This window comes from Pseudomonas gebzensis (assembly GCF_034427815.1).
Lineage (GTDB): Bacteria > Pseudomonadota > Gammaproteobacteria > Pseudomonadales > Pseudomonadaceae > Aquipseudomonas.
In genome coordinates this window covers 97,646-111,262 of record NZ_JAXQNS010000013.1, presented here as the reverse complement: position 1 = coordinate 111,262, position 13,617 = coordinate 97,646, and the positions used below count along the sequence as shown (strand labels likewise).

Sequence of the window (13,617 nt, the reverse complement as noted above, 5' to 3'; positions counted from 1 at the left end):
GGCTCGTTCAGCAGTGTAGTCGGGTGGGTGGCTTCGCCACGATCAGGGGAAAGCCGCTTAGTGCGGTTCATTTTCGATCAACCGCGAACAACGTGCAATAGCATTGTACGTTGTTATCTTGTCTCATGCAGAAAATGAGCCCCTCGACGAACTTTTATCCATCAAAGCCCAAAATGAGTCACATGACCTGGTTAAAAGCCATCGGCTATCGCATCATTGATACCCCTGACCCCTCCCCTGCCACCCTTCAGGCGGTGATGCCTGCGTTGACCACAGCAAGCCATGTTTGACAGTCGATCAAGCGACGATTCGTCGGGCATTTGAAGTTGCTTTGTAATAGCCATGTTCTTTACCATAAAGGGTAAAGCACATCATTCACACGTTCACACAAGGTTGATTCTCGATGGTTGATACGGATTCAGGGCTGATCGCGGGCAAGGTCGATCTCCGGCATTTTGAACTTCTTCTGGAAGGTACTTCCATTCGTGCTCCGGCGCTGATCAAGGCGCTGCGGGAGCACCTTGTTGAAGGCCTGACCGCCAGTGAGGCCTGGACAAAGCATGGTGTGAACATGAGCCAGTTCTCACGACGCCTAGACGTACTCCGGGCAGAGCATAGGCGCGCAGCAGCACTCACAGAATTTTACCTTTAAAGGTAAAGCAAAGCTTTGATTGCTTTACCATATAGGGTAAAATTACCTCATTGAAGCAAATCACTGAGGATAAGAAAATGTCACTCGCTCCCCCCAAGACGGTTTACCGCACCTTGCACCAGCTGACCACCAAGCTCCACGTTTTCAAGTCCCGCGTCGAGTTCGTTGTTCTCGCGTTCAAATACAGTCTGGTAAGCGAAATCACCAGCTACGAATTGTGGGATCGCGGTTATGAGGGGTTAGGTGAGCGGCAGTTTGATACTTGCTTTGAAATGGGTGACTCGGAAGAGGTGATTGCCGAGCTTATCCGAACGGCGCGCAAGGAAGGCTTTATCGATAACATCAAGAACTGGTGTGGCAATGAGAGCTTTGCTCGCTGGTGTTCGTATGCTGATCGTCAAGCCGAGCTGTTCTAACCAGATATCGGCACGGTTCGCGGGGCCAAACCACCAGTTCAAGGAAAACGCGGCGGATCTCCCACCCCAGGTACTCCACAAGCCCAGCCGTCAAACGCTGGGCCAAGTGCTTAGGAGCAGGGCGATTTTCGCGCCCGCGAAACAAGGAGCCGCCGATGGCCATCACCAGCACTACAGCAACTGCCGCACAACGCGCTTGGTTGCAGCAGTATGAAAACACGACAGGCTTTGAGCCGTTGCACCAGGAAGAACTCGACAGCGGTGAAATGACCTTTGCTGCTGTTGCTCGGGCCAATATTGACTGGTTTGAAGCGTGGTCGAACGATGCGCACCTTACCATCCAGAAGGACAACCCGGCAGCGTTCGACGAAGATGACACGCACGCTGACGGTTAGTAGGAAACGCGAACGTGAACGATGAAGGTCTGAAGAAAACGCTCCTTATCACAACGATGATCCGGAACGGCGCTCTTTGCGTGATTTCCATTGTTGCGCTTGTATGCACGCTTTACATCATCTTCTCGCCTGCTGATGAGTTGTCGGCTGTGAGGGGTACAGGGGGCGGCATTCCAGTGATCGACCTAAGCGAAACTCACAGCACTGATAGTTGATGGAACACGAAGATGAAAACACCATCTGTAGGTACGTTAGTCATTGGTGCGGAGTCACGATCCAGCGGCAAAGGCAAAAGCCCTTTGAGTTATGCCCAGGCGAAGGGCGAGGTAATGCTTTCCGAGTACCGGCATGCTTTGAATGACGGGCTCGGCGCGGCGGAGGGTGAAACGTTCGAACTCGCATGCCTGAAATACCTTGGCGACCACAAAAACGTGGGGGTTGCATGGAGTGCTTCGCAGCAACGCATCTATCTGCTTTTTGGAGGTGCTGATCGGCCCGAGCCCGAGTATGTGCCGATTTGGTTACTGGACATGGCCAAAGAGCTGACTCTGTACCTTTGCACGTTTGTGGTACCCGATCAGAAATCGGCTGGGAAAACGTTTTGGGGTGGAATAAATCACGGGCCGATAGTCGCTTATCGATTCAAACTGGCCGATTCACCGACAAGCGTTAACATCTAGGCAACCTGTCATGAGCAGCTGGAAAGGCATCAAAGTTAAGAACGCAGATGGCCGAGAGGGCATGGTTGCGACGGACTACGAAGGCTATGGTCACCGGGTTCTGACCGTGGTCATTGAAGGCAAGCCTGATGCCCATGTCCAACTCAATGCTTGGGGTCATGACTCTGGCGAGGCTGGCTGGTTTTGGCTCTGTGAGGACTTCCAGGGCGGCCCCAAGTGGCTGAAGTTGGGTGACCACAACGTGAAGGGTGGATGATCAAGGAAACCGCATCAGCAACATCCAAGCCTCGGCCTCTGCCGGGGCTGGGTCAGTAGAGGCGCACCGGTTAGGCCATGCGCGATGAGGGAACGAACAACCATGAAAGTTTGCATATCTCTGACGAACGCTGCGCTGGGCGTGTTTGCGCTTGCCGGTTTAACGCTCTTTATGAGCGCAGCAAATGCGAACGCTCTCCCTAGCGGCGTTCCTGATTTTGGCGTTGCTGCCGACCGCTACGTGCAGTCGGAAGTAAGTTGCAACGGTGGCCAAGCTCTCGCTGCTGTTCGTTCTCGCGTTAGCGGCATCGAGCAAGTTTCTTATGCGTCTATCAACGTCCGTCTTGGCAAAGACTCCAAGCCACTTCCGGTCACATGCAGCGACGGTGAGTATCGGCTAGACGGAAAGGCGCTGACTAACACCGAGGTAGCGACCTACGCGATTGCGAACCGTCCTTACACGGCTGATAGCAAGGATTGGGTGCTGATCCTCACTCCCCTCAATCAGTCAGCGACATACGTGCCTGGGTTCAGCTCTGAGGTGGCTTGCAAGCAGGCTGTCAACATCTGGCAAGGCCGGGGTCACGCTAAGAATGATCTGCCTGGCCATGCTGTTTGCGTTCAGCGTTAGGAATTCGCCTAGCTATGAACAAGGCCCGACGCAAGCAGCTCTATGAAATTGCCGAGCAACTGCAAGAGCTGCGTGAGCGCATCGAGCAGCTGCAGGAAGAAGAACAGGAAGGCTTCGACAACCTGCCAGAAGGCTTGCAACAAGGCGAGCGTGGGCAGGCAATGGAGGAAGCCGCCGAGCAGATGGGTACCGCCCTGGAATCAATAGACGAAGCCTTGCAGGCCCTGGAAGAAGCCCAGGTGTAATCCGGTGGCACTGGCCGCATTCGATCCGGCGAGCAAGGTTTGCACTATGGACTGCGGTCCGCACGGACTTGACCCGCGCAGTCGCGAGGAACGGAATTATGAGTCGCTTTGGATACTGGGCCTACAGGCAAGGGTATTGCGGAAAAGGAATCCCTAGGTTTGTCCGGAAACTCTGCGCTAAGACTACATTACACCGCGCATGGCTTTCCGGTCATAACTATTGCAAATGGGGTTGGAAAGCTGACAAACAGCTTGAGGCCGAAAGCTTTTTCGACCACATGTAAAATTGAGGGAATCGCCCAGGTGTTCATAAGCCCAGCACATGCTGGGCCGATGCTGTTGCTGCACAGCAGAATTTGGCAAGGAGCCCCGCCCATGGCCGAGTATTTCCGCTTGTCCGACCGCACCACCGGTCACCGCATCAAGCTGTACAACAGCATCACTTTGATCCTGGAGGGCGAAGCCCTCCCGCAGCTGATCAACATTACAGGGCACGACTGGACCGACGAGCAGTTGACCCGCATCGCCGAGGCTGCCGTGGGCGTTCGCCAAGAGTGGCATCTGCGCAGCATAGCGAGGGGTATGGTGGGCAAGGACCTCGCCTTGGCGAGGTGTGGCGGGAAGAGCAAAAGCAGCATCAGGCCTTTATAAGGCGGGCCCGACTGCCACGGTTTGGTTCGCAGGTACACCAGCTGCCGCTTCCACCTTGATCGACGGTGAAGCACCCACGAGCTTGGCCGCGACACGGTCGACAAGGTTGCGATATGCACGCATATCTTCACCCGTTCCTCGGTCCGGGTACACAGCGCCAGGGATCCTCACAAGCGGCGTATTGAAGTGTTTAGCATAGCAAGATTTTGCACCCTCTGACCCAGCCCGCAACGCACTCCAAATGCGGCGGGAGGGATCCAGTGCACCGCGTTGGATCCTGCTATTCAGGCCTAGGTGGACAGCGCCGCCTTCTGCTCGCAAGTGACGTAATCAACAAGTATCCGCAGACGTGCCAGATGGTTGAGGGCGGCCCAATTGTGGGCGCCCATCTCGGTTAAGAACTCTGCGGCTACTGCGCCGCATCGAATTCCGAGAACTCCCTGAATCAGATCGAGAGCGTCGTCCAGTTCATGAAGTTTTGCTGCTGTGCTCAACAGGGCAGGCGTGGCGTTGCTGCTGATGAAGGTCATTGGGGCTCAATCCGTTCAGCCTTGAAGACCAACATAGTACGCCTAGTAAGGCGTACATTCAATCCTAAATAAGGTTGTTCTCCTGTTGACTGTACGCCTAGGCAGGCGTACAATAAAACACATAAAGCAGCCACTATTTGACACGAGGAACCCAACATGCGCGAAGCCGAATTCACCTACGTTTCCATTCTTGAAGCATACACGCGCCTGCTGGCCGATCACCCAGGCCAAGCCCTGGAAATAGGTGAAGACTGCTACGCCGTCATGGTTGGCGAAGAGGTGCGCTGGGCAATGATCGACAGTAATGGCTCAGTGGGAACAGAGGTTACCTACCCATTCATCGAGGACTTCTGGGATCAGGAATGCGAGTGCTGGGAGGGTGATGTTTCCGGCACCGCCACCACATCCTGCGTTGCGAGCCCGAGCTACGTCAGGATCACTAGCTAGGCCCTCCTAGCATTCACCTCAGCCCCGTTCAGGGGCTTAGGCAGTACAAGCACATAGCCCCGGAGGGCAAGTCGATGATCAAAGAAACTACTCCAATTTCTAAAGCTGCCGAGCTGGAATCCTTGGCCATACAAGCGGTTGATGCCATGGCTCAGGCCGGTCAGTTCGATCTGAAGATCACCGCACCAGGTATCCGGTTCGCTGTATTTCTGCAGACGCAAGATGGCCGTGTATATCAAAAGGACAAACTCTCCGAGCACTGGACTACCAACAGCAGGGTGTTGGACATGACTCGCACCGAGGCTGATGCCGTTGTTGCTCACGAGCTGGCCAAGCACACCACCAGCACCTACGAGATCGTTGACCTCGATGAGCGGGCGCAGGTGATCAGGGTAAGAAGCGCGGCGGCAAGAGCAGTGTGCGCATCGGTTGGTTATGAGGACTGGACCAAAGAGAAGCGCTTTGGCCCCGAAGGTGAATTCATTCGAGCGGCATCGCGACTGGCTGCAGATCTCGCAGAAGCGCGTGCACGCACCTGATCCCACCCCTTAGAGCAACCCCCTTTCACTGGGGGTTTTGGCAGTACCAAAATCCTGTCGGAACTAGCCATATGACCACCCCTCAAGACATCAATGCCCAGATCGATACCTTGATCGCAGCTGGCGCCCTGTTTGTTGCCAACCACTCTGGTGGCAAGGACTCGCAAGCGCAGCTGATCCGCTTGTTGGAGCGCGTGCCTGCTACGCAGATGATTGTTGTGCATGCCTCCCTAGGACCGATGGAGTGGACTGGCGCAATGGAATTGGCGCGTGACCAGGCTGCTGAGGCAGGTCTGCCATTCATCATCGCTGAGGCCTCTAAAACCCTGCTAGAGATGGTCGAGCGCCGCTTCCAATCCCGTCCAGAAGTACCGAGCTGGCCATCTGCATCGACCCGCCAATGCACAAGCGACCTGAAGCGTGGGCCCATTCAGCGGGAGGTGAGGCGGTACGCCAAGGCACATGGCTTTAAGTTGATTGTGAACTGCCTCGGCCTTCGGGCGCAGGAGTCGCCTGGCCGAGCCAAGCGTAAGGAGTTCAGCCAGATGGGAATTAGTAACAGCGTCAACACCTGGTATGAGTGGTTGCCCGTGCATGACCTCTCCACCGATCAGATTTTTAGCATCATCAAACAGGCAGGCCAGCAGCCGCACTACGCGTACGCTCTTGGGAATGATCGCCTGAGTTGCGTCTTCTGCCTTTTTGGCAGCAAGGGCGACCTTCGAAATGGCCGCCGTCATCGCCCGGAGTTGTTGCAGCAGTACGACGCCATGGAAAAGCACACCGGCTACACCATGCACATGAGCCGCATTCCATTGGTCGAGCTGGTTGCATAACGAAAGCAGCGCCATGTTGGGATGACGCTGGGGTCATCCCTTACTGCGACATTGCTGACGATTCAAAGCAGGGAGCAAATAACATTGCACCACACCGCGCAATGGACAATGGCCGCCTCGGTACTGGCAAGGGGCGGTAATGCTCCAGCGCATAGCAGCAATAATTCCGCTTGCCCTTGATGGTTCGGGCTTTTCCTAACCTATCCGGAGTACAACTGATGTCCCAAGCTTTTCACCTCAACGAAGCCATGATCTGGACAAAAGGCGCGCTCAACTGTTTCCTGGCTGCAAAGCTCGATGGCCAGGAATACATCGGAGTGTATGTTGCTAGCCAGGTGCGGCTTGTGCGTGGGCATCTTGATGCAGCCAAGTCGCTGCCCAGTCCCCGCTTGCCCTGAACGGCAATCCCGGTTCGCCGGGGTGTTGTCGAAAGCCTGCTAGCACGAGCCGGTTTTCAACGCGATATGACGACCCATGTGGTAAAGCGCAGCTACGGCAAGAACGGCCAGAACCATGACTACCTGCACGATTGGTGCAAGCGCTGGGGCACCGCCTGCATGCACTCAATCCAGAAGGCTATGTCCTTCGACTCCCGAGAAGCTGCTAAGGCTGCCGCCCGCAAGGCTCAAGTCGAATGCAAAGGCCGCAATGGCCCTGCGGTCGGCTTCACGTTCACAGTTGTGTCCGTTTAACCCTTCACCATGGAGTAGCATCATGGCTACGCTTGGCAAGTTCGCTGTAATCAATGAGGCCGAGCTGAATCTGCTGCGCAAGGAGGCTGCCCGCTGGCGCTTCTTTGCGGCACGAGTGGCCGCCCAAGCGAGCACAACAGTGGAAGCAGTGAGCCGCGAAGTCGACGAGGCAATTGCAGCTGGTCATCAGAAGGAGGTGGCAATGGCCACCTCGGAAGGGAAGAACCATGAACAATGATGAAAGCGACGGACGACGAACTCTTGAAGTTAGCCGCCAAGTCAGCGGGGTACGAGTTTTACGACGTTTCGTTGCTTGGCGGGATACGTCTTTGGGGTTCAGGCCGAGGGCAGACAGCTGGCCAGGAAGGTCGGCCTGTCTTCTACTTCGATTCACTGCAGGACGACGGCGATGCATTTCGCATGGCCTTGGCTCGACCAGGCATCGATCTCACGATGGTCGTCACCGAAGCATGGCAGGCAACCAATGATGCTGAACAGCGCGCCAGTTTCGATCGTCGCGCTATCACAACCACCATGGCCAAGGTCGGCAAAGGCTTTCGGTAAGCTTTTCGGCTTAGGATCACCACCAAAAATCACCACCTCGATCCTTGAGCCTCAGCTTCGATAGCTGGGGCTTTTGTCTTTCTGGCTTGACTGTAAAATCTTCCAAGGGGTATCTAATTGTCTTGATTGTACTCCTTTGTAGACGTACAATTAATTCACAAACAGCACAGAAGCTAGATCCGCATTTACGGGCCTCCTTCTGCCCCAGAACAAACCACCAAAGGATTGAAAGAGTGAGCGCCAACGACGAGTTCCGTAGGATCGCCAAGCCATGCCCAAGCTGCCCATGGCGGGTGGATAAGGATGCGACCCACATCCCGAATTTCTCGCTCGAAAAGGCTGAAGGTCTCGCTCAAACCAGTCCTTGCGAACGTGGGTTTGGCCCCAGCTACACCGACAACATGTTTGCCTGCCACCACTCGAAGGAGGGTGAGGAATTCGCCTGCGCCGGTTGGCTCGCTACTGTAGGCAGCAACCATCCATTGGTGCGGCTGGCGGTTGCAACAAATAGGCTCCCCCACTGGTCGCTTCAGCCTGGCGAGGGGTGGCCAGAATTGCACTCTACCTTCCAGCAGGTTATTACCAAACTGCGCGCCAGCGCTTTGCCTGTCTGTGCTGGTGCAGGGTCTGGAGCCTGATCGCCCGGCCCCAGTCCGGGACTGGGGCAGCTGGCTGAATTCGGGTTATGACGTGATATCGAGGGAGCCATGATCATCAAAGGGAATATGACGCTTTTCTTCTCAGAGAAAGACCAGTTTTCCAACTGGTTCATTTCAGAGTTTGAAGTCAAAGGCATACGTTTCAGCTGCGTGGAGCAGATGATGATGTTGGCGAAGGCCAGGCTATTTGGTGATGCAGTTACCGCTGAAAAAATCCTGGCAGCCTCTCACCCTCGGGATCACAAGGCGCTCGGGCGGGGCGTCTCTGGTTACGATGATGAGGTTTGGAAAGAGCGGCGAAGCCGCATAGTGGCGCACGGCTGCTATGCCAAGTTCAGCCAGAACCAAGTGCTTCGTGAGGCGTTGCTTGCAACTGGAGATACACTCCTGGTTGAGGCAAGCCCGTTTGATTCAATATGGGGTGTAGCCCTCGGCCAGCATGATCCCAGAATCCTAGACCCACGCCAGTGGAGGGGGCAGAACCTGCTCGGAATCGCTCTCATGCAGGTCCGAGATAGGCTCCGAACTGAGCCGGGAAAGATCAGCTAGCAAGACAAAGTGCTGCAGTTGCTACTAGCAACCGCACCCTCAACCCCTTCGTCCCGACAGCGTTCGACGTGTGGGCAGGCCCCGGCTTCAATAGCTGGGGCCTTTTTGTATCTGGTGAAAACTCAATCAAATCACACCAGAAAGCCTTGATTGTACGCCTTCGTGGGCGTACAATTGGGCGCATGAGTAAGGAGATGTTACCTACCAGATTGAGGTAACGCCAATCAATGAGCGAGCCCGAAGGCCGCAGGTGGATTGGCTCAGGGTTCAACCTCGCTACAGGCCATATCCAATTTCCTCATATGGAAGCACAGCAATGTCCCGAATTGAAAAACTCAAAACACTCTTGTCCTGGATTGATCAGGTCGATAGCGAAGCTCATCTGGAGGCAATGCCGGGGTTCGATCGCGATCATGTGGATTCCCTGATTGATCTGGGTCAGGCAGCTGATCCCGAGGACCTGAACGAAGCACTCAGCATGGCCCGTGAATGGATCGCTACGGTGCCGGATGCGATCAAGGCTGACGTAGGCCCTGTACCTGCCGCGTGCTGGCCCATTTTCAATGGGCACGCCGAGGTCCTGCACACTATCATCGCGGCGTTGCGCTTCTGGCAGAGCAATGGAATGTGTGATCCCTACAAGCGAACCCCTGAGTTTCAGGACCTCGCCACAGGCGGCGATGAGGTGACATCGCTGTGCGCAGAAGACTTGGATGAGCTTATTGAGCAGCTCAATTTTGAGTCGGGGGTTCTGTGAGTAAGTGGGCACGTCAGCAAGCCATACGCACCTTCATAGCGGCGAATTACGTTGGGCTGGCTGCCAACCTTGTTCAATTCCGCAAGTCTCGTGTCTGGCCACAAGACTGCAGATTCCACGACCTAGCCTCACTGTGCGTGCCGCTGGCCGCTCCGGACGATGAGTACAAAGAGGCCGAACGTATGCTCGTGACTCATTTGCTTGAAAATGCTGCAACTATTCCCTCTGACAGGGGATTCAAAAAACCGTCGCAGCTTGATCCCTGTCTAGTACATCCCTCCCTGGACGATGCTTCTGAGGCAGCAGCACGGAGGTGGCCCGGAGTGAAGCTGGGTTACATCGGTACTGATCGAAAGACGTTCCGGCATCACTTTCAAGAGTTGGGCAATCCACGTCAGTTTATTCTGTAGTAGAGGGCGGCTGTGCCAGCATTCTCATGACTGGCACTGCGTCCACCCTTAAAGGCCTGACGCATTATTTCTGGCCTTCAGGGGGAAGTGTCATAGGCTGGCGCTGATAACGGTCCAAATCGGAAGAGGGAGGCCTGCATAGGGTCTCTACTTTTACTGTCCGATCATTCCTTGACCAATGACGCAGGCTACAGAAAGCCCCAGACCGTCGCGCACAAAAAGGCCTTCTACGGGGGCGGTCTCTTGGCACTCCGAATGGACGGTCGGTGTGCGGCTGGTTGACAGGATCAACGGGCTCTCTCTGATTCCAGGCTGTTCCCTTCCACAGGCAGGCTCTATCAGAACCCTTCGGCTTCTTCCTCAGGGATGTCCTGTAATGCGGCGCCGTCAAAGACCATCATGACGGGCTCGTGTTCTTTCTTATCGGTACCAGCACACAGTATCCGCATACCTGGCTTACCCCAGGCATTGCCTTTGCAGGTTTTGACCGTGCAGCTGTACTTGCTCTTGTTCGCTTTCTTAGCCGAAGCTCGGGGCTCAATACCGATCTGAGCGAGAGCCGCAGCTGGCGCTTGCGCGAAGACCTTCATGCGCGGGGCATCGTCGACGTTAGGATCAAGTTCAGGGGGCGTCTTGAAGGCGTTCACAGGCTTCGGTGTGATGGTCGTGCTACCACCATCAGTCTCGCTCCCCTCGTATGCGCCTCTATTGGCAGGAGCGACATCCCCCTCCATCAGTTGATCCAGCGGGTTTGCTTTGGCTTGTGCTGATTGAGCAAGCTGTGCCGCTGCTGCTATGTCACTGTAGTCATCGGCATCGCTATCAATGGCAGTAGCCATTGCTGGCACTTCAGGTGGAAGAGCTGGAGGGAAGCGATCGACCCAGGACAACTTGAATTCCGAGTCGACCAGCTTGGAGCTCGCAATGTCGAAGGCGCCGCCATCAATGATGTAGGTTTTGACATTGTCACCCACCCGCTTACCGCCAGGCTTACCAGTATCACTAGGCATCAGGCCGATGCTCTCGCTCATCTCAGCCCATTCTTTGTTGCGATACCGCCGACGCGGTGGTTTCCCTTCCAGAAGCTGCAACAGGCTGACCATCTCGCGAACCATGACGCTAAGGTTCTCGGGAATCGACCGAATAGCAAAGTACATTGGATTGAGGGTAATCTCGTGGCAGGTCAACCCTTTGTCGGCCCCTTCGAGATTTACGAACTGGTTGGCCGAGAAATAGCCGTCTGTGTCGTGCTGGCGCGATAGGGTAATCATGCACAGGGGCAGCTTACTTTCGAAAAGCTCCGCGTTGTAATGCAGATAGGCCTTGTGCAGCTCTTCGTAAGTATCAATCGTGGGATTCAAATCGCCCCTCCGTCCAGGCACCCTTGAGGGTCCCCATCAAACCATTTTTGCAGTCGTTTGTAGATGCCGTATCACCGGGTGAAGGCACAGATTTGCAACGTATAGTATTCTTGTACCGTGCGAATTATCAAAAGATTTGACCTTTTTCGTGACCTTTGGGGAAATTGAGCATGATCAAAACAACAAGCCAGCGGTTCTCCCTGCTGGTTGGCTGGCGCCTACTGGAAAGCCTGTGCATCGCATGGGTGATTGTTGGCCATAGCCTGGGCTGTCTTGCCTTTGGCTGGGCATTGCTCAAGACCGTCTATTCGATGACGGTCACAGTCGAGCATTTCTCGTTGGCCTACCAGGATGCGTTCACCTTCCTGGCAGTGGCAGCAGCTTGTTCGTTCTCAGCAATGGTGGCAAAGACACTGGCAGCGCTGGCTCGTGCGCGCCAGCACCAGATTGGCAAGCAGGCCTGCTGCAGGCCGTCACGCGTCGACCTGTTCCTGATGCTTGTGGTAGGGGTGGCTGGGGCTGTACAGGCGCCCGCACTGTTTGCCTACATCGGGAGTGACTGGGCGGGTGTGATCGTCTCTGGTTTGCTGGTGGTGGTTAGCATCGTCATTGTCGCGATGCTCCCCACCGCATTCCGCCTGCACGCGCCAGCACCTCAACACAATTGAACTACTTGCGGGTAACGCCCTGTTGCCCGCGCCCTCTCAAGCCCCTCCCCTGCTTACTTCCTACCACGCTGTATCTCGCGGCGAATGATGACCCTTAACCAGTTGTAGCCGCCGAAGGCGCGGACCTTTTCCCACTGATCGTCCGTAGTCCGTATTGTGGTGATGACTGTCGCGGGCTCAAGCTCCGTAGAATCTAGTCCCCGCTTTGCACGATTAATCCGCTGTCGAAGCCAGGCTGCGCCGCCGAGCGTTCTGAGCGCGTCCGCCTCATCCAGGGCAAGGCGGATTGTTCTGTTGCGTTGCAGCGCCGCCTGTTTGACAGGACGTGCGCCACGCCTTGCGAAAGCGGAGACCTGTTGACGCAAGATCTGCTCAGCCTGATCTGGACCTTTCATCCGCTGCCAAACTTTTTCGCCTACGGTCTGAAGAATGACTGTACCGAAGCTTTCCACCCTTAGAGCCTGCCGGATGTGGGCAAGGTCGTCGGTGCACTTGGCGCTTAAGTCGATGTTGGTGACCCCCCGCCTAGTAAGGACACCTACCGAAACCCCTAAAAGGGTGCTAGCCATGCTTGCAGACAATGCAGCCACTGCATGGGTGCCCGCATCTGTGAACAGCGCATAACCAGCAAATCGAGCGTGCAGCTCCGCCCTTGACCATCGAGCCAAGAGCTTCCTGCAACTGGCGCAGGACACCTCCTCGATCGACTTTTGCAAGGGCTCAACCCCATGGTTGGAGGCCCCACAGAGCAGCTGACCCGCCAGCCTGGCAAACGCGCCAAGCGAGAAAGCCTCGACAAGTCTGGCATGCACAGCGCTACCGCTGCTGGTGCCCCTAATCCTGGCAACAGGCTCGATAACAATTTGGAAAATTAAGCCTGATGAGTAAGTATGCGTCGTCATATCAACTCTACTTCCCCTGCTTGCAGGAGCCAATAAACGCGGAGGATACAAGTGTTCAAATGAAATGCGCAATTAAATTACTATGCATTGCTCTCACCCTTGAGATACCTCACCGCTCTGGCTAGAATCACCTCATTACAAACACATTGGAATCGGTCAATGTCCATCAAAGTTGTTTGCGTCACCAAGGTCGATGGCTTGCTCACCCGAAACGTCATCCTTGAGAAGGCCACCACCCCAGAGAACCTGATCCAGGTAGCTGATCGATTTATTCCACTCGCTCGTGAACACGGCATTGCCAATGGTCAGAACTTTGATGGCATTGAATGCCTCATTGACGAACGGCCCGTCCAGTTCCGCTTCTTGGTTGAGCAGGTAGCTACTGCCTTCTATCTGCTTAAGACTCAGCTCTACGGTAGCGCCGGATACGCGATGTTGAAGCATGAATCCGAAGCGAAGCGCTTTTTAGATGTCGTACTAGCTGGAAATCTGCCTACCTACCTGGTGCCTCCCAAGTGGAGAGGTCACCGACCCAAACCGTCCCAGATGCAGCGCGCCGATGAGGCTGCCCTACAAAGTGCGATCAAGAAACAACGCGGCAAAGGCTCTGGCCAGCTGGAGCAGTCGATCGCGCCTGATGCCGATAGTGTTCCAGTAGCCTCCAGCCAGCCATCCCTGGTTCAGGTTGAAACTACGGAGGCCTCTTCGCAGCGCAAGCGAAGAAAATTGACGGGTGCGAATCTAGGGCTTGGCATGCAATCATTTCGGGACTAGACAG

At 55.3% G+C, this 13,617-nt stretch carries 23 protein-coding genes; 20 read left to right on the top strand and 3 right to left on the bottom strand.

Going from position 1 to position 13,617, the window contains the following annotated elements; all coding sequences use genetic code 11:
• The first annotated feature begins 403 nt into the window (after positions 1-403).
• From SJI00_RS21100 to SJI00_RS21060, 9 genes are all read left to right on the top strand, one after another.
• Positions 404-652 carry a PapB/FocB family fimbrial expression transcriptional regulator gene (locus SJI00_RS21100; protein ID WP_322463620.1) on the top strand — a complete coding sequence of 83 codons (249 nt, stop codon included), beginning with the start codon at positions 404-406 and terminating at the stop codon, positions 650-652.
• 77 nt (positions 653-729) lie between these two features.
• Complete coding sequence (locus tag SJI00_RS21095) at positions 730-1,068, top strand: hypothetical protein (RefSeq protein ID WP_322463619.1); 339 nt, start codon at positions 730-732, stop codon at positions 1,066-1,068.
• A 155-nt stretch (positions 1,069-1,223) separates the two neighbouring features.
• Complete coding sequence (locus tag SJI00_RS21090) at positions 1,224-1,463, top strand: hypothetical protein (protein ID WP_322463618.1); 240 nt, start codon at positions 1,224-1,226, stop codon at positions 1,461-1,463.
• 14 nt (positions 1,464-1,477) lie between these two features.
• Complete coding sequence (locus SJI00_RS21085) at positions 1,478-1,678, top strand: hypothetical protein (RefSeq protein WP_322463617.1); 201 nt, start codon at positions 1,478-1,480, stop codon at positions 1,676-1,678.
• Between the two features lie 12 nt (positions 1,679-1,690).
• Positions 1,691-2,143, top strand: coding sequence for a hypothetical protein (locus SJI00_RS21080; protein WP_322463616.1), 453 nt, complete (start codon positions 1,691-1,693; stop codon positions 2,141-2,143).
• Positions 2,144-2,153: 10 nt separating this feature from the next.
• Positions 2,154-2,399 carry a hypothetical protein gene (locus SJI00_RS21075; RefSeq protein ID WP_322463615.1) on the top strand — a complete coding sequence of 82 codons (246 nt, stop codon included), beginning with the start codon at positions 2,154-2,156 and terminating at the stop codon, positions 2,397-2,399.
• 102 nt (positions 2,400-2,501) lie between these two features.
• Positions 2,502-3,029 (top strand): hypothetical protein, encoded by a 528-nt coding sequence (locus SJI00_RS21070; RefSeq protein ID WP_322463614.1) that lies wholly within the window; start codon positions 2,502-2,504, stop codon positions 3,027-3,029.
• A gap of 14 nt (positions 3,030-3,043) precedes the next feature.
• Complete coding sequence (locus SJI00_RS21065; RefSeq protein WP_322463613.1) at positions 3,044-3,274, top strand: hypothetical protein; 231 nt, start codon at positions 3,044-3,046, stop codon at positions 3,272-3,274.
• Between the two features lie 375 nt (positions 3,275-3,649).
• Positions 3,650-3,925 carry a hypothetical protein gene (locus tag SJI00_RS21060; RefSeq protein WP_322463612.1) on the top strand — a complete coding sequence of 92 codons (276 nt, stop codon included), beginning with the start codon at positions 3,650-3,652 and terminating at the stop codon, positions 3,923-3,925.
• 290 nt (positions 3,926-4,215) lie between these two features.
• Here SJI00_RS21060 and SJI00_RS21055 read toward each other — a convergent pair whose 3' ends face one another.
• On the bottom strand, positions 4,216-4,455 hold the full coding sequence (locus SJI00_RS21055) for a hypothetical protein (RefSeq protein WP_322463611.1): 240 nt from the start codon (positions 4,453-4,455) through the stop codon (positions 4,216-4,218).
• A gap of 156 nt (positions 4,456-4,611) precedes the next feature.
• Here SJI00_RS21055 and SJI00_RS21050 point away from each other — a divergent pair, with 156 nt between their 5' ends.
• The 9 genes from SJI00_RS21050 to SJI00_RS21015 all read left to right on the top strand — a co-directional run bounded on the left by SJI00_RS21050 (position 4,612) and on the right by SJI00_RS21015 (position 9,498).
• The gene (locus SJI00_RS21050; RefSeq protein WP_322463610.1) at positions 4,612-4,902 is read left to right on the top strand and encodes a hypothetical protein; all 291 of its coding nucleotides are present in this window, start codon (positions 4,612-4,614) and stop codon (positions 4,900-4,902) included.
• 74 nt (positions 4,903-4,976) lie between these two features.
• The gene (locus SJI00_RS21045) at positions 4,977-5,441 is read left to right on the top strand and encodes a hypothetical protein (RefSeq protein ID WP_322463609.1); all 465 of its coding nucleotides are present in this window, start codon (positions 4,977-4,979) and stop codon (positions 5,439-5,441) included.
• Positions 5,442-5,512: 71 nt separating this feature from the next.
• Positions 5,513-6,277 carry a phosphoadenosine phosphosulfate reductase domain-containing protein gene (locus tag SJI00_RS21040; protein WP_322463608.1) on the top strand — a complete coding sequence of 255 codons (765 nt, stop codon included), beginning with the start codon at positions 5,513-5,515 and terminating at the stop codon, positions 6,275-6,277.
• A gap of 218 nt (positions 6,278-6,495) precedes the next feature.
• Positions 6,496-6,675 (top strand): hypothetical protein, encoded by a 180-nt coding sequence (locus SJI00_RS21035; RefSeq protein ID WP_322463607.1) that lies wholly within the window; start codon positions 6,496-6,498, stop codon positions 6,673-6,675.
• A 316-nt stretch (positions 6,676-6,991) separates the two neighbouring features.
• Positions 6,992-7,207: a hypothetical protein gene (locus SJI00_RS21030; RefSeq protein ID WP_322463606.1), complete on the top strand. Its 216-nt coding sequence runs from the start codon at positions 6,992-6,994 to the stop codon at positions 7,205-7,207.
• Positions 7,207-7,533: a hypothetical protein gene (locus tag SJI00_RS21025; protein ID WP_322463605.1), complete on the top strand. Its 327-nt coding sequence runs from the start codon at positions 7,207-7,209 to the stop codon at positions 7,531-7,533. The genes SJI00_RS21030 and SJI00_RS21025 overlap by 1 nt, the downstream gene beginning before the upstream one ends.
• Before the next feature lie 233 nt (positions 7,534-7,766).
• The gene (locus SJI00_RS22695) at positions 7,767-8,171 is read left to right on the top strand and encodes a DUF6283 family protein (protein ID WP_416221072.1); all 405 of its coding nucleotides are present in this window, start codon (positions 7,767-7,769) and stop codon (positions 8,169-8,171) included.
• Positions 8,172-8,240: 69 nt separating this feature from the next.
• Positions 8,241-8,741, top strand: coding sequence for a riboflavin biosynthesis intermediates N-glycosidase (gene ybiA, locus SJI00_RS21020; protein WP_322463604.1), 501 nt, complete (start codon positions 8,241-8,243; stop codon positions 8,739-8,741).
• 316 nt (positions 8,742-9,057) lie between these two features.
• On the top strand, positions 9,058-9,498 hold the full coding sequence (locus tag SJI00_RS21015) for a hypothetical protein (protein WP_322463603.1): 441 nt from the start codon (positions 9,058-9,060) through the stop codon (positions 9,496-9,498).
• 748 nt (positions 9,499-10,246) lie between these two features.
• Here the strand turns inward: SJI00_RS21015 and SJI00_RS21010 are convergent.
• Positions 10,247-11,269: a hypothetical protein gene (locus SJI00_RS21010; protein ID WP_322463602.1), complete on the bottom strand. Its 1,023-nt coding sequence runs from the start codon at positions 11,267-11,269 to the stop codon at positions 10,247-10,249.
• Between the two features lie 170 nt (positions 11,270-11,439).
• Between SJI00_RS21010 and SJI00_RS21005 the strand changes: the two genes are divergently transcribed.
• Positions 11,440-11,937, top strand: a complete 498-nt coding sequence (locus SJI00_RS21005; protein WP_322463601.1) for a hypothetical protein — start codon at positions 11,440-11,442, stop codon at positions 11,935-11,937.
• A gap of 53 nt (positions 11,938-11,990) precedes the next feature.
• Here SJI00_RS21005 and SJI00_RS21000 read toward each other — a convergent pair whose 3' ends face one another.
• The gene (locus SJI00_RS21000; RefSeq protein WP_322463600.1) at positions 11,991-12,839 is read right to left on the bottom strand and encodes a hypothetical protein; all 849 of its coding nucleotides are present in this window, start codon (positions 12,837-12,839) and stop codon (positions 11,991-11,993) included.
• Between the two features lie 159 nt (positions 12,840-12,998).
• Here SJI00_RS21000 and SJI00_RS20995 point away from each other — a divergent pair, with 159 nt between their 5' ends.
• Positions 12,999-13,613 carry a hypothetical protein gene (locus tag SJI00_RS20995; RefSeq protein ID WP_322463599.1) on the top strand — a complete coding sequence of 205 codons (615 nt, stop codon included), beginning with the start codon at positions 12,999-13,001 and terminating at the stop codon, positions 13,611-13,613.
• Positions 13,614-13,617: the final 4 nt, after the last annotated feature.

What these genes read in the sequence shown, in the direction of transcription:
- SJI00_RS21100 (WP_322463620.1), top strand. Translation starts at nt 404, where the DNA reads ATGGTTGATACGGATTCAGGGCTGATCGCGGGCAAGGTCGATCTCCGG.
- SJI00_RS21095 (WP_322463619.1), top strand. Translation starts at nt 730, where the DNA reads ATGTCACTCGCTCCCCCCAAGACGGTTTACCGCACCTTGCACCAGCTG.
- SJI00_RS21090 (WP_322463618.1), top strand. Translation starts at nt 1,224, where the DNA reads ATGGCCATCACCAGCACTACAGCAACTGCCGCACAACGCGCTTGGTTG.
- SJI00_RS21080 (WP_322463616.1), top strand. Translation starts at nt 1,691, where the DNA reads ATGAAAACACCATCTGTAGGTACGTTAGTCATTGGTGCGGAGTCACGA.
- SJI00_RS21075 (WP_322463615.1), top strand. Translation starts at nt 2,154, where the DNA reads ATGAGCAGCTGGAAAGGCATCAAAGTTAAGAACGCAGATGGCCGAGAG.
- SJI00_RS21070 (WP_322463614.1), top strand. Translation starts at nt 2,502, where the DNA reads ATGAAAGTTTGCATATCTCTGACGAACGCTGCGCTGGGCGTGTTTGCG.
- SJI00_RS21065 (WP_322463613.1), top strand. Translation starts at nt 3,044, where the DNA reads ATGAACAAGGCCCGACGCAAGCAGCTCTATGAAATTGCCGAGCAACTG.
- SJI00_RS21060 (WP_322463612.1), top strand. Translation starts at nt 3,650, where the DNA reads ATGGCCGAGTATTTCCGCTTGTCCGACCGCACCACCGGTCACCGCATC.
- SJI00_RS21055 (WP_322463611.1), bottom strand. Translation starts at nt 4,455, where the DNA reads ATGACCTTCATCAGCAGCAACGCCACGCCTGCCCTGTTGAGCACAGCA.
- SJI00_RS21050 (WP_322463610.1), top strand. Translation starts at nt 4,612, where the DNA reads ATGCGCGAAGCCGAATTCACCTACGTTTCCATTCTTGAAGCATACACG.
- SJI00_RS21045 (WP_322463609.1), top strand. Translation starts at nt 4,977, where the DNA reads ATGATCAAAGAAACTACTCCAATTTCTAAAGCTGCCGAGCTGGAATCC.
- SJI00_RS21040 (WP_322463608.1), top strand. Translation starts at nt 5,513, where the DNA reads ATGACCACCCCTCAAGACATCAATGCCCAGATCGATACCTTGATCGCA.
- SJI00_RS21035 (WP_322463607.1), top strand. Translation starts at nt 6,496, where the DNA reads ATGTCCCAAGCTTTTCACCTCAACGAAGCCATGATCTGGACAAAAGGC.
- SJI00_RS21030 (WP_322463606.1), top strand. Translation starts at nt 6,992, where the DNA reads ATGGCTACGCTTGGCAAGTTCGCTGTAATCAATGAGGCCGAGCTGAAT.
- SJI00_RS21025 (WP_322463605.1), top strand. Translation starts at nt 7,207, where the DNA reads ATGAAAGCGACGGACGACGAACTCTTGAAGTTAGCCGCCAAGTCAGCG.
- ybiA (WP_322463604.1), top strand. Translation starts at nt 8,241, where the DNA reads ATGATCATCAAAGGGAATATGACGCTTTTCTTCTCAGAGAAAGACCAG.
- SJI00_RS21015 (WP_322463603.1), top strand. Translation starts at nt 9,058, where the DNA reads ATGTCCCGAATTGAAAAACTCAAAACACTCTTGTCCTGGATTGATCAG.
- SJI00_RS21005 (WP_322463601.1), top strand. Translation starts at nt 11,440, where the DNA reads ATGATCAAAACAACAAGCCAGCGGTTCTCCCTGCTGGTTGGCTGGCGC.
- SJI00_RS21000 (WP_322463600.1), bottom strand. Translation starts at nt 12,839, where the DNA reads ATGACGACGCATACTTACTCATCAGGCTTAATTTTCCAAATTGTTATC.
- SJI00_RS20995 (WP_322463599.1), top strand. Translation starts at nt 12,999, where the DNA reads ATGTCCATCAAAGTTGTTTGCGTCACCAAGGTCGATGGCTTGCTCACC.